The following is a 16,259-nucleotide window of genomic DNA, read 5'->3' on the forward strand; positions in this document are numbered from 1 at the left end:
TCTGAAAGGATTACTCCCAGTGTCTGATACCGCCCACAAATCCTTCTCCAAGGTCTTGGTGGCAAACCGCGGCGAAATTGCCGTGCGTGCTTTCCGTGCGGCCTTCGAGGTTGGTGCCAAGACGGTCGCCATTTACCCCAAGGAAGACCGCAACTCCTTCCACCGCGCGTTCGCTAACGAGGCAGTGCGCATTGGTACCGAAGGCCAGCCGGTCAAGGCTTACCTGGACATCAATGAGGTGATTCGCGCCGCCAAGAAGTCCGGTGCGGATGCCATTTACCCAGGCTATGGCTTCCTCTCTGAGCGTGCGGATCTGGCCCGCGCATGCCGCGACAACGGCATTAAGTTCATCGGCCCCACCGCTGAGACCCTAGACTTGACCGGCGACAAGGCTGCCGCTGTGGCTGCGGCCGAGGAGGCGGGGCTGCCGACTCTGAAGGACTCGAAGCCCTCGACGGACGTCGACAAGCTGGCGGAATACTCCAAGGACTTTGAGTTCCCCGTCTTCGTAAAGGCAGTTGCCGGCGGTGGCGGCCGCGGTATGCGCTTCATTGAGAACGAGGCGGAGCTGAAGACCAAGTGTGCGGAGGCTTCCCGCGAGGCGGAGGCCGCTTTCGGTGATGGCAACGTCTACCTTGAGACCGCGGTGATTCGCCCGCAGCACATTGAGGTGCAGATTCTGGCTGACTCCCAGGGCAACGTCATGCACCTGTATGAGCGTGACTGCTCCGTGCAGCGTCGCCACCAGAAGGTCGTGGAGATTGCCCCGGCCCCGACGCTGGACCCGGAGCTGCGTGACCGCATCTGTGCGGACGCCGTGAAGTTCTGTGAGCACATCAACTACGAAGGCGCCGGTACCGTTGAGTTCCTCGTCGATGAAAAGGGCAATCACGTCTTCATCGAGATGAACCCGCGCGTGCAGGTGGAGCACACCGTAACTGAAGAGGTCACGGGCGTGGACATCGTGAAGTCCCAGATGCAGATTGCCGCGGGCTTTTCCCTAGACGAGCTGGGTCTCAAGCAGGAAGACATCCACATCAACGGCGCGGCCCTGCAGTGCCGTATCACTACTGAGGATCCTTCCAACGGTTTCCGTCCGGATACCGGTACGCTGACCCAGTACCGTTCGCCGGGTGGTGCGGGCGTGCGTCTCGACGGTGCAACGGCCGTCGGCGCGGAGATTTCCCCGAACTTCGACTCCCTGCTGGTGAAGATGACCTGCCGTGGTGCCACCTTCGAGCAGGCGGTATCCCGCGCCCAGCGTGCGCTCAACGAGTTCACCGTGGCCGGCGTGGCCACCAACATCGGCTTCCTGCGCGCACTGCTGCGCGAGCCGGACTTCGTCAACACCCGCGTGGACACCAGCTTCATTCCGGAGCACCCAGACCTGCTCAAGGCCCCGCCGGCCGTGGACGAGTCTGGTCGCATCATCGACTACATCGCGGACGTGACCGTTAACAAGCCGAACGGCGAGCGCCCGACCATCCTGCGTCCCTTCGATAAGCTGCCGGATCTGGACTTTAACTCTGAGCTGCCGCGCGGTTCCCGCGATGATCTGCTGGAGCTAGGCCCAAAGAAGTGGGCAGAAAAGATCCGCAAGCAGGACGCCTTGGCCGTCACCGATACCACCTTCCGTGACGCCCACCAGTCCCTGCTGGCCACCCGCGTGCGCGGTACCGCGCTGGTCACGGCTGCAGAAGCCGTCGCCCGCATGACCCCGGAACTGTACTCCGTGGAGGCATGGGGCGGTGCCACCTACGACGTTGCCATGCGCTTCCTCAAGGAGGACCCGTGGGTCCGCTTGGACCTGCTGCGTGAGGCTATGCCGAACCAGAACATCCAGATGCTGCTGCGCGGCCGTAACACCGTGGGCTACTCGCCGTACTCCAACGATGTGTGCAACGGCTTCGTGCAGGAGGCCGCCAAGTCCGGCGTGGATGTCTTCCGTATCTTTGACGCACTGAACGACGTCACCCAGATGCGCCCGGCTATCGACGCCGTCCTGGAAACCAACACCACCGTGGCCGAGGTCGCTATGGCTTACTCCGGCGACATGTGCTCCCCGGATGAGAAGCTCTACACGCTGGATTACTACCTCAAGCTGGCCGAGGAGATCGTCAACACCGGCGCTCACGTCCTGGCTATTAAGGACATGGCGGGTCTGCTGCGTCCGGAGTCCGCATCCAAGCTGGTCATGGCTCTGCGCAAGGAATTCGACCTGCCGGTTCACGTGCACACGCACGACACCGCAGGCGGCCAGCTGGCCACCTACTACGCGGCAGCGCTTTCCGGCGCGGACATCGTGGATGGTGCCTCCGCACCGCTGGCGGGTACCACCTCCCAGCCTTCGCTGTCCGCCATCATCGCGGCGTTCTCCAACTCCTCGCGCGATACTGGTATCTCCCTCAAGGCAGTCTCCGACCTAGAGCCGTACTGGGAGGCAGTGCGCCAGCTCTACCACCCGTTCGAGAAGGGTATTCCGGGACCGACCGGTCGCGTCTACCGCCACGAGATTCCGGGCGGCCAGCTGTCCAACCTGCGTGCGCAGGCTACCGCGCTGGGCTTGGAGGACCGCTTCGAGATCATCGAGGACACCTACGCAGCGGTGAACGAGATGCTCGGCCGCCCGACCAAGGTGACCCCGTCTTCCAAAGTGGTCGGTGACCTCGCCCTGCACCTCGTGGGCGCTGGCGTGGACCCGGCTGACTTTGAGGCTAATCCCACCAAGTACGACATTCCGGATTCCGTCATCGCCTTCCTCCGCGGTGAGCTCGGTACGCCTCCGGGTGGCTGGCCGCCGCTGCGCGACAAGGTCCTCGAGGGCCGCGCGCCTGGCGACGTCACCGTGAAGCCGGTTCCGGAAGAAGAGAAGGCACATCTCGCCTCGGATGATTCCACCGAGCGCCGCGCTTCCCTTAACCGCCTTCTTTTCCCGAAGCAGTTCGAGGAGTTCAACGAGTTCCGCCGCACCTTTGGCAATACCGAGGCGCTGACGGATACTGTCTTCTTCTACGGTCTGGAAGAAGGAAAAGACTACATCGTTCACTACTTCCCGGAGGGCTCCACCGACCGCGCGGATCTTAAGCCCATCACCTTGCGTCTTGACGCGATGGGCGAGCCAGACGAGAAGGGCATCCGCAACGTGGTGCTCAACGTCAACGGCCAGATCCGCCCGCTCAAGGTACGCGACAACAACGTCGAGTCCACCGTTGCCACCGTGGAGAAGGCTGACCCGTCCAACGATGGCCACGTGGCCGCACCGTTCGCTGGCGTGGTCAACCCGACCGCCAAGCCTGGCGACGAGGTCAAGGCCGGCGACCAAATCGCCGTCATCGAGGCCATGAAGATGGAAGCCTCCATCTCCGCCACCAAGGATGGCACCATCGAGCGCGTCGCCATTGGCGCCGCCACCAAGGTTGAGGGCGGCGACCTCATCGCCGTTATCAGCTAGAACAGCCGCCAAACCCTCCTGCTTAGATGTTTTATCTAAGCAGGAGGGTTTACTTTCTGTATTTAAGGGGCTAGGTCTTGTCCGGCTAGGAACGCAAGGCCATCGACCCACTGGACGTGGCCTGTCGGCGGTGGAAATCGGTCTAGTGTGATGAGTATGCAGCGTGAGCCAGCAGGAGTATGCGCGAAAGGGGCTAATTCGCGTTCCAGAGTAGATGGTTCTGAGGTGGCGTAAGCCACCTGCACGTAAAAGGTGTCATCCCCACGAGTTGCGATGAAATCTATTTCCCCGTCTGGGACTGAGCCAGTGGACACCTCATAGTCTCTGCGAAGAAGCTCGAGAAACACCATATTCTCAAGGTCGTGGCCCAGGTTGAAATCACGGGAACCAAGTACGGCATTACGTAATCCTGGATCCACGAAGTAGTACTTACCGTTGCTTCGCAGCCATTGTTTTCCCTTCGTATCACGGCTACGACAGCGGTATAGCAGGTGGGCGTCCTCCATCAACTCGAGGTAGCGGTCGATGGTTTCAGAGGAGCTAGCGTATCCATCTGCTTTAAGGACTCCCCGGATTCGGCGGGTGGATAGTTCTGAACCAGAATTATCGAAGATGAACTGAGCAAGCCGTAGGAACGTTGATGTATCACGGATTTGGCCACGAAGAGCGATGTCTCGGGTAAAAATTGAATCGAAAAGTGCCCGATTGAAATCTGAGGCAACTCCGACATCGTTTGCCAACACACTTGCAGGGAACCCGCCGATTCGCATCCACGCCGAAAAGTCTTCGGCAGCCGGTATCGTTGGCGGTGACTTTTCACGATGGGCGAAGGCAGTGAACTCGCTCAATGACAAGGGGAGCATTCGAAGCTCTATGTAGCGGCCGGCAAGATATGTAAGGGATTCGCCAGCAAACATAGAGGCATTCGAACCAGTGAGAGTGATTTCGAGCTCATCATTGAGTCTTAGCGAGTTGATGATTCTTGCCCAGTCTTCGAGTTCCTGCACTTCGTCGACATGGAGATAGCGAAGCCCTTTGTCTAGGGCTTCTTCGACGAAAGTGTGAAAGGCATGCGGCTCACGGAGCCGATTATTACGCGCGTCCTCAAAATTGATGACGAGAATGTCCTCAGCAGGCACTCCCGAGTTGAGGAGATCCTGTCGATATAAGGAAAGCAGTGCGGACTTTCCGCAGCGACGTACGCCCGTGACTATACGGACAAGGTCGCGATCCTCGATCGCGTGCAATTTTGCAAGATAGTTTGGGCGAGGAATGAGGTCAGCCATGGTGTCGAGTATAGTCGACACTTTTGGAAGAAACCGAGGAAGTGTCGAGTATAGTCGACACCTTTTGTCGGCTTGCGTACTAGAAGCGCTTGAGCATCACGTGGGCATCCGGGCGGCCGGGGACATCGATGTCGACGAAACCTTCGGATTCATACAGCTTGCGAGCGCTGGTGTTCTCCGGCTCAATCCATAGCGATACGGCGGGCGCCTCCTGTGCCTCGGCGAGGTCGCAGGTGTTGCGCAGGAGGCGTCGCCCAGCGCCTAGGCCCCTGTAACGGGACTCCACGGCAAGAAAGAGCTCGGGGATTTCCTCCGGATCTAGCTCGGTGGCCCACTGGGATTCATCAAAGGGATCCGCTTCCGGATTGCCGGTGTAGGCAGCACCCTTAGCCTTGGTGGTGTAATAGCGCAGCCACGCACCACCGACGGGGACACGGTGACTGGAAACGGCGATGACGCCGCCGTCGACATGGGGAGACCATTCATCGACGTACATCCCCACGTCAGGCGTGTGGAAATCCCCGATATGGGCGTCCTCGTCACCAAGCACATCGGCGAGGAAAAGGAGGCGGGAGAGGTAGGTACGGTCGTGCTCCTTGGCCAACCGTACGCCGAACTCGGAATCGTTAACGCTCATGCCTTCCGAGGCTACTTGATCTCCAGAATCGGCTCGCCTTTGTTGATCTGCGTGCCGGTGGACACCTTGAGGTCAGTCACGGTGCCGGACTTGTGGGCCTTGACGGGGTTTTCCATCTTCATGGCCTCGAGGACGACGACGACCTCACCCTCCTCGACTTCCTGGCCCTCTTCGACGGCGACCTTGATGACGCTGCCCTGCATCGGCGCGGTCACGGCGTCGCCGGACACGTTTGCCGCCGCGCCCTTCCCGCGACGCTTCTTCGACTTCTTGCGCTTGTTGCCCCCACCCAAGAGCAGGTTACCCGGCAGGGCCACCTCGATGCGGCGGCCTCCGACCTCGACGACGAACTTCTGGGAGGCATCCTGTTCCTCGTCTTCGGGAACGTCGGCGGTGTCGGTGTACTCGGGCAGCTCGTTGACCCACTCTTCCTCGATCCACTTGGTGTAGACCGTGAAGTTGCCGTCCTCGGCGGTGAAGGCAGGATCGGTAAGGATTGCCTGGTGGAAGGGGATAACCGTGGGCAGGCCCTCGATGCGGTACTCGGCTAGGGCGCGGCGAGCACGCTCAATGGCGGTGGCGCGGTCCGGGCCCCAAACGATGAGCTTGGCCAGCATGGAATCGAATTGGCCGCCAATGACGGAGCCTTCACGCACGCCGGAATCCATACGCACGCCCGGGCCAGAAGGCTCGGAGTAGGAGACGATGGTTCCGGGGGCCGGCATGAAGCCCGCAGCGGCGTCTTCGCCGTTAATGCGGAATTCGATGGCGTGGCCGTGCGGAGTTGGGTCCTCGGAGACGGAAAGCTCACGGCCTTCGGCGATGCGGAACTGCTCGCGAACCAGATCGTAGCCGGTGGTTTCCTCGGTAACGGGATGTTCCACCTGAAGGCGCGTATTGACCTCGAGGAAGGAGATAAGTCCATCAGAACCGACGAGGTACTCTACGGTGCCCGCGCCGTAGTAGCCGGCCTCGCTACAGATGCGCTTGGCTGATTCGTGGATGGAGGCGCGTTGCTCATCGGTGAGGAATGGGGCAGGGGCTTCTTCGACGAGCTTTTGGAAGCGGCGCTGTAGGGAGCAGTCGCGGGTTCCCATAACGACGACGTTGCCGTGCTGGTCAGCCAAGACCTGGGCCTCGACGTGGCGGGCCTTATCCAGGTAGCGCTCCACAAAGCACTCGCCGCGGCCGAAAGCGGTGATGGCTTCACGCGTGGCGGACTCGTAGAGGTCCTTGATCTCCTCGCGGGTGTGGGCCACCTTCATACCACGGCCACCGCCGCCGAAGGCGGCCTTGATGGCAACGGGGAGGCCGTGCTCATCAGCGAAGGCCTCGACCTCCTCCGCGCTGGCAACGGGATCCTTGGTGCCCGGGGCCATAGGGGCATCGGCACGCTCAGCAATGTGGCGGGCAGTGACCTTGTCACCCAACTCCGAAATGGACTTCGGCGACGGACCAATCCAGATCAGGCCGGCATCGATGACCGCTTGGGCAAAGTCGGCGTTCTCAGAGAGGAAGCCATAGCCGGGGTGGATGGCGTCGGCGCCGGACTTGGAGGCGGCGTCGAGAAGCTTGGTGAAGTCGAGGTACGACTCTGCGGAGTTCTGGCCGCCAAGGGCAAAGGCTTCGTCGGCAAGCGTGACGAATGGGGCATCGGCGTCAGGCTCTGCGTAGACGGCTACGGATGCAATGCCCGCGTCGCGGGCCGCACGGATAATGCGGACCGCAATCTCACCGCGGTTGGCCACGAGGACCTTGGTGATGTTCTTGGTTTCAACTGCCACGGCAGGAACCCTCCTCCATGATTTCTGATAGGACTGCGTACTATTCTTGCACACCAAAACATGAGGATACCGTCACATCTTGGTTTCGTGTCAAAAAATAAACCCGCACCGGTAAAGATGCGGGTTCATTTCGGCGTGTTGTTAGCGCTCAACCGGCATACGCACCATGTTGCCCCATTCGGCCCAGGAACCGTCGTAGACGCGCGGGTTATCGAAGCCAAGCAGGTATTTAAGGACAAACCACGTGTGGGCTGCCTGGGCGCCAACGTGGGAGTAGAGGATGGTCTCGGTCGCTGGCTCGAGCTCGCCGTAGTTGACCTTGAGCTCGCTGAGCGCGCGGAAGCAACCGTTGGGGTAGACCGCACGGTCCCATTCGAGGTTTGCCGCACCAGGGATGTGGCCGTAGGTCATCGTGGTGCCGTAGGGTGATGCGCCATTGCCGGATTCGCGGGTGGCCTCGCCGCAGAATTCCTCCGGGCTGCGGGTATCGACCAATGTGGCTTCTGAGGAGCGCAGTTCGTCAACGAAGACGCGTGCGGAATCGTCGCGGGTGACCTCGGGGTAGGAGGAGGTGGTGGGCTCGGGCACCATGAAAGAGGTATCGCGTTCTTCAGACATCCAAGCGTCACGTCCGCCGTCGAGCAGCCGGACATCTGGGTGGCCGTAGAGTTCGAAGACCCACAGGGCGAAGGCGGCCCACCAGTTGGACTTATCGCCGTAAAGGATGACGGTGTCGTCGCGCTCAATGCCCTTGGAGCGAAGAAGCTCGGCGAAAGCCTCCTCATCGATAATGTCTCGTGTGGTGCTATCAAGCAGTTCCGTCTGGAAATTAATACGGATGGCGGTTGGGATGTGGCCAATGTCGTAGAGGAGGGAATCCTCATCGACTTCGACGACGCGTAGGCCATTGACGCCCAGACGCGCGGATAGCCACGGGGCGGAAACGAGACGCTCGGGGTGCGCGTACTCCTGGAAAGGGGGATTCGGGTCGAACTCGGCCACGGTCCACCTACCTTTCTCGTTGCGAGGGGGACGGTCGTCTCAACCTTAGCGTGCTTCGCGCATAAGTGGTCACTCAAGAGAAACTTTTGTGGTGTTGGATACATTTAGCTAGTGACATTTTCCACGGCACAGGCACTGGTTATAACAAGAGTACTGGTCAGGGACTTTGCGGGGCGGATGAGCACGCCTTTTAGTGAAAAATGCTTGTTCAGCGCGCGACGCAAACCTGGGTTATTTTAAGAGGTGACCCCCACATAAGTACCCAACGAAAGGGAATCGCTGTGCATAAGGCAATCGTCGTCTTCGAGGTTGAGGGCGGATCCGACAAGCAGATCAACGGCCACCGCAAGGACACCATGCCCATCGTCGACAGCATCAAGGATGCTGGCTGGCACGCAGAGGTAGTTTTCTACCGCCCCGAGTGGTCTGAACAGCTCTTCGAGTACGTCTCTGAGAACTTCGATGCCTACATTTCCCGCGTCAACCCGGGCAACATTCCGGGCGGCGAGAAGGGCTACTTCGACCTGCTCACCAAGCTGTCTGAGGCCGGCCTGGTTGGCATGTCCACGCCGTACGAGATGATGGCCTACGGCGCTAAGGACGCCTTGGTCAAGCTCAACGACACCGACCTTGTGCCGTCCGACACCGCTGCCTACTACGACGTCGAGTCCTTCCACAACACGTTCCCGACCTCCCTGTCCTACGGCGAGCGCGTGCTCAAGCAGAACCGTGGTTCCACTGGCTCCGGCATCTGGCGTGTGCGCCTAGCTGACGAAAAGCTAGCCGAGTCCGTCGAGCCGGGCACCGCACTGCCGCTCGACACCAAGATCAAGTGCACCGAGGCTGTGGACAACCACACCGAGGATCGCGAACTCGGCGAATTCATGGACTTCTGCGACCAGTACATCATCGGCGACAACGGCATGCTTGTGGATATGCGCTTCATGCCACGCATCGTTGAAGGCGAGATCCGCATCCTCCTCGTCGGCCCAGACCCAGTCTTCGTGGTGCACAAGAAGCCGGCTGAGGGCGGCGACGCCTTCTCCGCCACCCTGTTCTCTGGTGCTAAGTACACCTACCAGAAGCCGGAGGAGTGGCAGGAGCTCGTCGACATGTTCGCTGAGGTCCGCCCGGTCATCGCTGAGAAGCTCGGTGGCGACAACATCCCGCTGATTTGGACCGCAGACTTCATGCTGGCTGACAGCGAGAACGGCGAGGACACCTACGTTCTTGGTGAAATCAACTGCTCCTGCGTGGGCTTTACCTCGGAGCTCGACATGGGCATCCAGGAGAAGGTGGCCGCTGAAGCCATCAAGCGCGTTGAGGCCAAGCACGCCTAAGCGTTCATCCGTGAATCCCTCGCCTTCGGCGGGGGATTTTCCTGTTTTAGGACTAAGGGTGGTTTTCAGCGTTATGGGGCGCGTTCCCCAATGAGCGCTGCCAGTGAGCCGGATCTCAGGTACCTTCGGAGAGGTAAAAATTACACCTTTGTGTACTGCTCTGCGATTTTCTCTGTGAAAGGACAACCGAGCGATGACTAACCCCAACCAGTTCGGCGAGAACGGCGACAACAACGATCCTTCCAACCAGGGTTTTGGCGGCGGCTTTGGCAGCGGCTTTGGCTCTGATTTCAACCCGAACAATCCGGCGCCGGACCATTCCGCTGAGGGCTCCGCCGCAGCAGAGAACGGTTTCGCCGCTGACAATTCCCAGCAAGGTTTCGGTGAAGGCTTTGGCAGCGGCTACGGCAATGACAATGCTGCTGCTGGTTGGGGCAACCCGGGTGCTCAGTCCAACTCCAACTCGGGCTTCGGTTGGGGCGGCCAGGCGGGCTATGGCGATTACTCCCAGAATCCGTCTGAGCCTGCACAGTCCAATGAGCCGGCCGATTCGGCCGCATCGGCGGATTCTGTCTCCTCGTACTCTGCGTCTTCCTCCTCTTCGGCGTCCGCTTCGTCTGATTCTGCATTCGCCTCAGAGACTGCAGCACGTGACTCGGCTTCTTCCGACGCAGGAGCGTCTTTTGGTGATTCCGGTTCCGCTGTACCGGCTTCCGAGTCCTATGGTTCGGCTCAGGGCGCTTCCTACGGCTCTTCCCAGGGCTTCGGTGCGGAGTCTTCCTCCAGCAATGCCGACGGTGCCGCCAACTCCTCGAACGCTGACTACTCTGCACGTTCCGCTGAATATGGCTCGTCCAACCAGGGCTTTGGCGCTCAGAACGCAAGTTTCGGTAGCTCTTCGGCCTCCGGTCAGAACTATGGCTTCGGCGGCCAGCAGCAGACGGAGGGCTTCGGCGCTCACGCCTCTCAGGATTCCCAGGCAGCCCAGTCGTTTGAGTCCGCACAGGGCGAGCAAGCCAACCAGAACGCAGGTTTCGGCGGATTCCCCCAGCAGCAGGGCTTTGCCGCGCAGAACAACGGATTCGGTGAGCAGCCACAGAACCAGGGCTTTGCCGTACAGAACAATGGATTCGGTGAGCAGCCGCAGACCCAGGGCTTCGGCGACCAGAACAATGGATTCGGTGAGCAGTCACAGAACCAGGGCTTCGGCGACCAGAACTCGCCGTTTGCCGCCCCGGCACCGCAGCAGAACAATCAGTCCGCTGGTTCCTCTAGCAAGGGCTCTGGCTTCTTCAGCGCGCTGTTTGATTTCTCCTTCAAGGACTTCATTACCCTGAAGTTCGCGTCCGTTATTTACATTCTCGCCGTGGCTTTCGGTGCCTTCCTATGGGCAATCGCTCTAATCGGCGCTCTCGTTTCATTCTCTAACGGCTTTGTAAGCGGTTTCGCTGCGCTGTTGGGAGCCATCATCGTTGGCGGTATCTCCTTCCTCCTCTACATTATCCAAATCCGCCTCGTGCTGGAGTTCTTTGCGGCCAACATCCGTACCGCCCAGAACACCAGTGAGCTTGTAGCGAAGGCAGAAGGCGATGACAAGGAGTAAATCCTTAGCACGGTAGTCACTCCGATAACAGCAATCCCCGCGGACCCCATTGTGTGAGGGCCGCGGGGATTTTGTCTGCTAACAGCGCGCGTGGCGAGGGTGAACCGCAGTCGCCGTAAAAGGTTTCAGTCAGAAGGTTTAGGTGAGATGGTTTGCTTGGGGGCAAACAAACCATCTGCGGTGCTCTAGAAGGTTCACTTGCCCCCAGGGAAACCTTCTGGGTCGAGCCGTTTGAGTAGAACCATGTGTAGGGCGGGGGGAAACGGTGCTGAGGGAGTGAAAGCACCGCTGGGTGGGAAAGTAATTAGTCCAGCAAGGTTGCGACGCACTCGGGGTCGGCATCGGAGAGCATCTGGCGGATGCGGTCGTACTCTGCATCTTCGCCGATAGCCTTCGCGGCGTGGCCAAGAGCAGCGATGGCACGCAGCACGCCTTGGTTGGGCTCGTGGGAGAAGGGGACTGGGCCCCAGCCCTTCCAACCATTGCCGCGCAGGCGGTCGAGGCTGCGGTGGTAGCCGGTGCGCGCGTAGGCGTAGGCGGTGATGAAGTCAGTGGGCTCAGCGCCCTTGTGCTTATCCAATTCCTGCTCCGCCAGCAGTGCCCACAGCAGCGGCGAATCCGGGTGGGCGACAATTCCCGCGGTGAGATCGGAAGTGCTGTCAGCACCCGGATCGGCAGGCAGCTTGATGGGTTTTGGAGCGAGCATGTCTTTCATTTCCATGCCGCCCCACTCTAGCCATGTGGCAGCGAGGTCACCACAGGGGGCGAAACTAGAAGGATTCGACTGAAACCGGGGCTAAGCCCAGAAGTCAGAAACGTTAAGCCCGAAGGAATACAACGCACGGCGCAGCACTGGCAGCGAAAGCCCGATGACGGAGGAGGGATCGCCCTCAATGCGGTCGATGAACCAGCCGCCAAGGGCCTCCAAAGTAAAAGCGCCGGCGCATTCGAGTGGCTCGCCAGTGCGGGCATAGGCCTCAATATCTGCGGAGCTGGCTTCGGCAAAGTGGACCGTCGTGCGCGAGGCCTCGACGAAGCGCTTTTCGCCGTGGAGCACGCAATGCCCGGTGATGAGTTCCGCGGTACGCCCGGCCTGCGCGTGCCAGCGCTCCACGGTGGCCTCGGGGGTGTGGGGTTTGCCTTGGAGGGAGCCGTCGAGAAGCAGCATGGAATCCCCGCCCACCACGACGTCCTCGGGATAGTTGGGGGAGATGGCCTCTGCCTTGGCCGTGGCGAGGGCGCAGACGATCTCGGCGGGCTCAGCACCCGCAAGCCGTTCTTCGATGGCCCGCTCGTCCACGTCGGCCGGGGCGATGACGGGCTCTACGCCCGCGCCCCGCAGGATGGACAGGCGGGACGGCGACTGGGAGGCGAGGACGAGGCGCATACGCTTAGTAGTAGCGGACGTTGCGGAAGGCCGACGGGTTGAACACATCGCCCGGCTGGCCCCACAGGTTGCGCTCGGAGCGGGTATCGGCGGCCTTGGCGCGCGCCTCAGAATCGAGCTGGGTGAGCACCGTGGACAGTGCCGCGACCTCGGCGTCAGTAGGGTTGCCGCGCAGGACGGTAAACAGGGAATCAGACATGGATACCTCTACAAAACGATATTGCCGTGCTTCTTCGGCAGAGTCGGGACAATCTTGCGGTCCAGCAGGCGCAGGCCCTCAATGAGGGAACCGCGGGTGGCTGCTGGGGTAATAACAGAATCGACGAGGCCGCGCTCAGCTGCCTGGTAGGGAGTCAGGTAATCGGCGGCGTCGTCTTCACTCAGCTCCAGCTCAGCGGCCAGCGCGGGGCCGTCGGCTACGGAAATCTCTGCTGTTGGCCACGCATAGGACAGGTCGGCGCCAAGGTCCTTGGAACCGAAGGCGATGTAGCCGGTGCCGTGGGCGCGGCGCACGATGACGCTAATTTTGCCCACGCTGGCGGCGGAGTAGGCATGCACGAGCTTGGCCAGGGCGGCCTTCTCCACCTCGAGGGCGGGGGAGTCCACGAACTCGATGATGGGGGTGTTGAAGGCATCGCACAGGCGGATAAATCGTGCTGCCTTGGCGGCGGCCGCGGCATCGAAGGTGTCGCGGTTGGCGATGATGCCCACCGTGCGGCCCTCAATGCGGCCGAAACCGGTGAAGACGCCGCTCACCTGAGAGGTGAGTTCGAAGACATCCTCGCAGGTCGCGGTGACAACATCGGCAAGGTCCACGGTGCCATCATCGGCCACGAGGCTATCGAGCTCGCGGTCAGCATCGCTGATGTTGGCCTCGACCGAACCAGAGACGATGGTGGCCTCGGCGCGGGGAGCAGCAGCACGGTTATTGGAGGGCAGGTAGGAGAGCACGCGCTTGGCGACGTCCACCTCATGCTCGCCCTCTGCCTGCAGATCACCGTCGGGAGCAATGACGACATCGGAAAGAGCAGCGATAAGCGAGGCATCCTTCGAGTCCGCGTAGACCGCGGTGACCTGCGGGATGAGGCCCGAAGCGGTGGTGGCGCGGGCGAGGATGCGCGCCTGCATGGCGGAAGAAATAATGCCCTCCTGGGCACGCGGCTTATCACCGGCGACCAGTGCGACGATCGGCACGCCGGTCTTAATGGCCAGATCGTAGAGTTTGGTGACCTTTTCGCCGTAAACCTCGCCCATGGTGCCGTCGAAAAGCGAGGCGTCCTGAGCGTAAGCGCAGACCTTGCGCCCATCGACGGTGCCGAAACCAGTGATGACGCCGTCGGTGTAGGGGCGGTTGTGCTCGCGGCCGAAGTCGGTGGAGCGGTGGCGTGCCAGCGCGTCAGTCTCCACGAAGGAGCCGGCATCAAAGAGCGCTTCGATGGCGCTGCGGGCAGCGGGAACCTCTCCCTGCGGCGCGCGGGACTCGGTAAGCTTGGCGCCCAGGTCCTCGATCTTGCCAGCGGTCGTCTTCAAGTCAGTCATGAAACACTAGTGTAATACAGCGCAGCCGTGCGCTTTAAGGCGTGCTGTTTATAGCGGAATGTTGCCATGCTTGCGGGATGGGCGCGGGACATTCTTATCGGCGAAGAAGCGCAGATTCTTGGCGATGGTACTGCGGGTTTCGGAGGGGAGAATGACGGCGTCGATAAGCCCACGCTCCGCTGCCTTATACGGATTGAGCATGTGGTCTTCGTATTCGCGCTCGAAAGACTTGGTGAGCTCAGCTACGTCGAGGCCCTTCTCGTGGGCGGCCTTGATCTCCTTGCGGTAAATGAAGCCGACGGCGCCGGCGGCACCCATGACCGCAATCTGGGCGGTGGGCCAAGCCAAGTTCACGTCAGCGCCAAGGCCCTTGGAACCCATCACGCAGTAGGCGCCGCCGTAGGCCTTGCGCAGGGTGACGGTGATTTTGGGAACGGTGGCTTCGGCATAGGCGTAGAGCAGCTTGGCGCCGCGGCGCAGGATGCCATCGTGTTCTTGGTCGGCGCCGGGGAGGAAACCGGGGACGTCGACGAGCATGATGATGGGGATGTTGAAGGCATCGCAGGTACGCACGAAGCGCGCGGCCTTTTCAGAAGAATCGATGTCGAGGCAGCCGGCAAAGACCTGGGGCTGGTTGGCAACGAAACCAACAGTGCGGCCCTCGATGCGGCCGAAGGCGGTGACCACGTTATCGGCGCGATCGGCCTGGATCTCCAGGAAATCGCCGTCATCGGTGAGAGCCTCGATGACCTCCTTGACGTCGTAAGGCTGGTTGGGGGAATCCGGGATGATGCTATCCAGCACGAGGTCATCGACGGTTTCTTCGCCGAGCTCTTCGAAGGGCTCTGCCGGTGTCAGCTGCCGGTTATTGGAAGGCAGGTAGGTCAGCAGATCATGGACCCAGTCCAAGGCTTCTTCATCGCTGGCCGCGGTGTAGTGCGAGGTGCCGGACTTGTGCATGTGGACGCCCGCGCCGCCGAGTTCTTCCTGGCTGACTTCCTCGCCAGTGACGGTCTTGATGACATCGGGGCCGGTGACGAACATCTTGGACTTCTTGTCCACCATGACCACGAAGTCCGTGAGGGCAGGGGAATAGGCGTTGCCGCCGGCGCAAGCACCCATGATGACGGAGATCTGCGGGACGACGCCGGAGGCCATGACGTTCTGGTAGAAGGTCTTTGCAATCCAGTCCAGAGAGACAGCACCGTCTTGGATGCGGGCGCCGGCGCCCTCGTACAGGCCGATGAGGGGGCGGCCGGTGGTGATGGACAGCTCCATGATCTTGATCATCTTCTCGCCATAGACCTCGCCGAGCGCGCCGCCGAAGACGGTTCCGTCTTGGGAGAAGATGCAGACCTCGCGGCCGTCGATGGTGCCCCAGCCGGTAACAATGCCATCGGTAAGCGGGCGCTTCTTGCCCATGCCGAAGTCCGTAGTGCGGTGCACAGCGAGCATGTCGGTCTCCACGAAGGAGCCTTCATCGAGGAGGTAGTCCAAGCGTTCGCGGGCGGTGAGGCGGCCTTGTGCGTGCACCTTTTCATGGGCTTTCTCGCCCATGGGTTGGGCCGCTGCTTCACGACGCCTCTTCAATTCAGCGATCTTGCCTGCGGTGGTGTCGGCGCTGAGGGAGTCCAGCTCTGACAAATGTGAGGAAATAGTCATGTTTGGCAGTGTAGAGAGGTTTTGGATAGGAATGTATAGCCGTGCGCGGGTGATTTCCCTCACATTTCACGTTTCTGCAGGTAAACCAGGGTGAAAAACATGAGGAAATCCTCGCGATTGGCGCGTTGGGAGCATGTCTTCACAGTCTAGTGGGCGCGAAATGCGCGCTGCGTAGGGTGGTCGCATAAGAAAATCCCGCCCAGGGTTGGGCGGGGTTGGGTGTAGGGGTTTAGGCAAGCCAGCCGAAGCTGTGGAGGAAGAGTTCTACCTCGGCAAGGTCGCCTTCCGAGGGGAAGTCGCCCGTGAGGACGGCATAAGACTCTTCGATGTCGGTGCGGGTGACTGGGATGAGGTCGTGCTTGAGCAGGTCCTCGGCGATGTGTGTCACCAGGGGCGCTGGCTGCACGGGGTCAAGGTTGATTCCGGTGGCGCTTTTGACTGTATTGGTAATGGCGGAAAGGAATCCGTTCAGGGTATTCATTTTCCCACCTCTCTATTCTCTTGTAGTGATGATGCGACCGTGCGCATCATTGGGTGGAACCAACTATATAGCTATAGAGGGGAAAAG

13 protein-coding genes are annotated in these 16,259 nt (G+C 60.8%); 3 read left to right on the plus strand and 10 right to left on the minus strand.

Features of this window, described 5'->3' with window-relative positions:
• Nucleotides 1–19 precede the first annotated feature (19 nt).
• Entirely contained in the window at nt 20–3,451 is a 3,432-nt protein-coding gene (locus QP922_RS01475) for a pyruvate carboxylase (protein ID WP_284807481.1), read from the plus strand.
• Nucleotides 3,452–3,513: 62 nt separating this feature from the next.
• Here the strand turns inward: QP922_RS01475 and QP922_RS01480 are convergent, their stop codons facing one another.
• The 4 genes from QP922_RS01480 to QP922_RS01495 all read right to left on the minus strand — a co-directional run bounded on the left by QP922_RS01480 (nt 3,514) and on the right by QP922_RS01495 (nt 8,160).
• On the minus strand, nt 3,514–4,737 hold the full coding sequence (locus QP922_RS01480; protein ID WP_284807482.1) for an ATP-binding protein: 1,224 nt from the start codon (nt 4,735–4,737) through the stop codon (nt 3,514–3,516).
• A gap of 79 nt (nt 4,738–4,816) precedes the next feature.
• The gene (locus QP922_RS01485) at nt 4,817–5,374 is read right to left on the minus strand and encodes a GNAT family N-acetyltransferase (protein WP_284807484.1); all 558 of its coding nucleotides are present in this window, start codon (nt 5,372–5,374) and stop codon (nt 4,817–4,819) included.
• 11 nt (nt 5,375–5,385) lie between these two features.
• Nucleotides 5,386–7,158 (minus strand): ATP-binding protein, encoded by a 1,773-nt coding sequence (locus QP922_RS01490; RefSeq protein ID WP_284807486.1) that lies wholly within the window; start codon nt 7,156–7,158, stop codon nt 5,386–5,388.
• 141 nt (nt 7,159–7,299) lie between these two features.
• Complete coding sequence (locus QP922_RS01495) at nt 7,300–8,160, minus strand: sulfurtransferase (protein WP_284807488.1); 861 nt, start codon at nt 8,158–8,160, stop codon at nt 7,300–7,302.
• A 281-nt stretch (nt 8,161–8,441) separates the two neighbouring features.
• Between QP922_RS01495 and QP922_RS01500 the strand changes: the two genes are divergently transcribed.
• Both QP922_RS01500 and QP922_RS01505 read left to right on the plus strand, forming a co-directional pair.
• Nucleotides 8,442–9,500, plus strand: coding sequence for a Cj0069 family protein (locus tag QP922_RS01500; RefSeq protein ID WP_284807489.1), 1,059 nt, complete (start codon nt 8,442–8,444; stop codon nt 9,498–9,500).
• A 193-nt stretch (nt 9,501–9,693) separates the two neighbouring features.
• The gene (locus QP922_RS01505) at nt 9,694–11,103 is read left to right on the plus strand and encodes a DUF4282 domain-containing protein (RefSeq protein WP_284807491.1); all 1,410 of its coding nucleotides are present in this window, start codon (nt 9,694–9,696) and stop codon (nt 11,101–11,103) included.
• A 304-nt stretch (nt 11,104–11,407) separates the two neighbouring features.
• On the opposite strand, the gene QP922_RS01510 is transcribed toward QP922_RS01505, so the two are convergent.
• From QP922_RS01510 to QP922_RS01535, 6 genes are all read right to left on the minus strand, one after another.
• A complete protein-coding gene (locus QP922_RS01510; RefSeq protein ID WP_204098888.1) occupies nt 11,408–11,824 on the minus strand; it encodes a DUF3151 domain-containing protein in 417 nt (138 codons plus the stop codon).
• Between the two features lie 75 nt (nt 11,825–11,899).
• Nucleotides 11,900–12,490: a Maf family protein gene (locus tag QP922_RS01515; protein ID WP_284807493.1), complete on the minus strand. Its 591-nt coding sequence runs from the start codon at nt 12,488–12,490 to the stop codon at nt 11,900–11,902.
• A 4-nt stretch (nt 12,491–12,494) separates the two neighbouring features.
• Nucleotides 12,495–12,689 carry an acyl-CoA carboxylase subunit epsilon gene (locus QP922_RS01520; protein ID WP_039673984.1) on the minus strand — a complete coding sequence of 65 codons (195 nt, stop codon included), beginning with the start codon at nt 12,687–12,689 and terminating at the stop codon, nt 12,495–12,497.
• A gap of 8 nt (nt 12,690–12,697) precedes the next feature.
• Nucleotides 12,698–14,029 carry a carboxyl transferase domain-containing protein gene (locus QP922_RS01525; RefSeq protein WP_284807494.1) on the minus strand — a complete coding sequence of 444 codons (1,332 nt, stop codon included), beginning with the start codon at nt 14,027–14,029 and terminating at the stop codon, nt 12,698–12,700.
• Nucleotides 14,030–14,077: 48 nt separating this feature from the next.
• Nucleotides 14,078–15,691, minus strand: coding sequence for an acyl-CoA carboxylase subunit beta (locus tag QP922_RS01530; RefSeq protein WP_284807495.1), 1,614 nt, complete (start codon nt 15,689–15,691; stop codon nt 14,078–14,080).
• A 229-nt stretch (nt 15,692–15,920) separates the two neighbouring features.
• Nucleotides 15,921–16,172, minus strand: a complete 252-nt coding sequence (locus QP922_RS01535) for a hypothetical protein (protein WP_284807496.1) — start codon at nt 16,170–16,172, stop codon at nt 15,921–15,923.
• Nucleotides 16,173–16,259: the final 87 nt, after the last annotated feature.

The organism is Corynebacterium sp. MSK218 (genome assembly GCF_030232655.1).
Taxonomy (GTDB): Bacteria; Actinomycetota; Actinomycetes; order Mycobacteriales; family Mycobacteriaceae; genus Corynebacterium.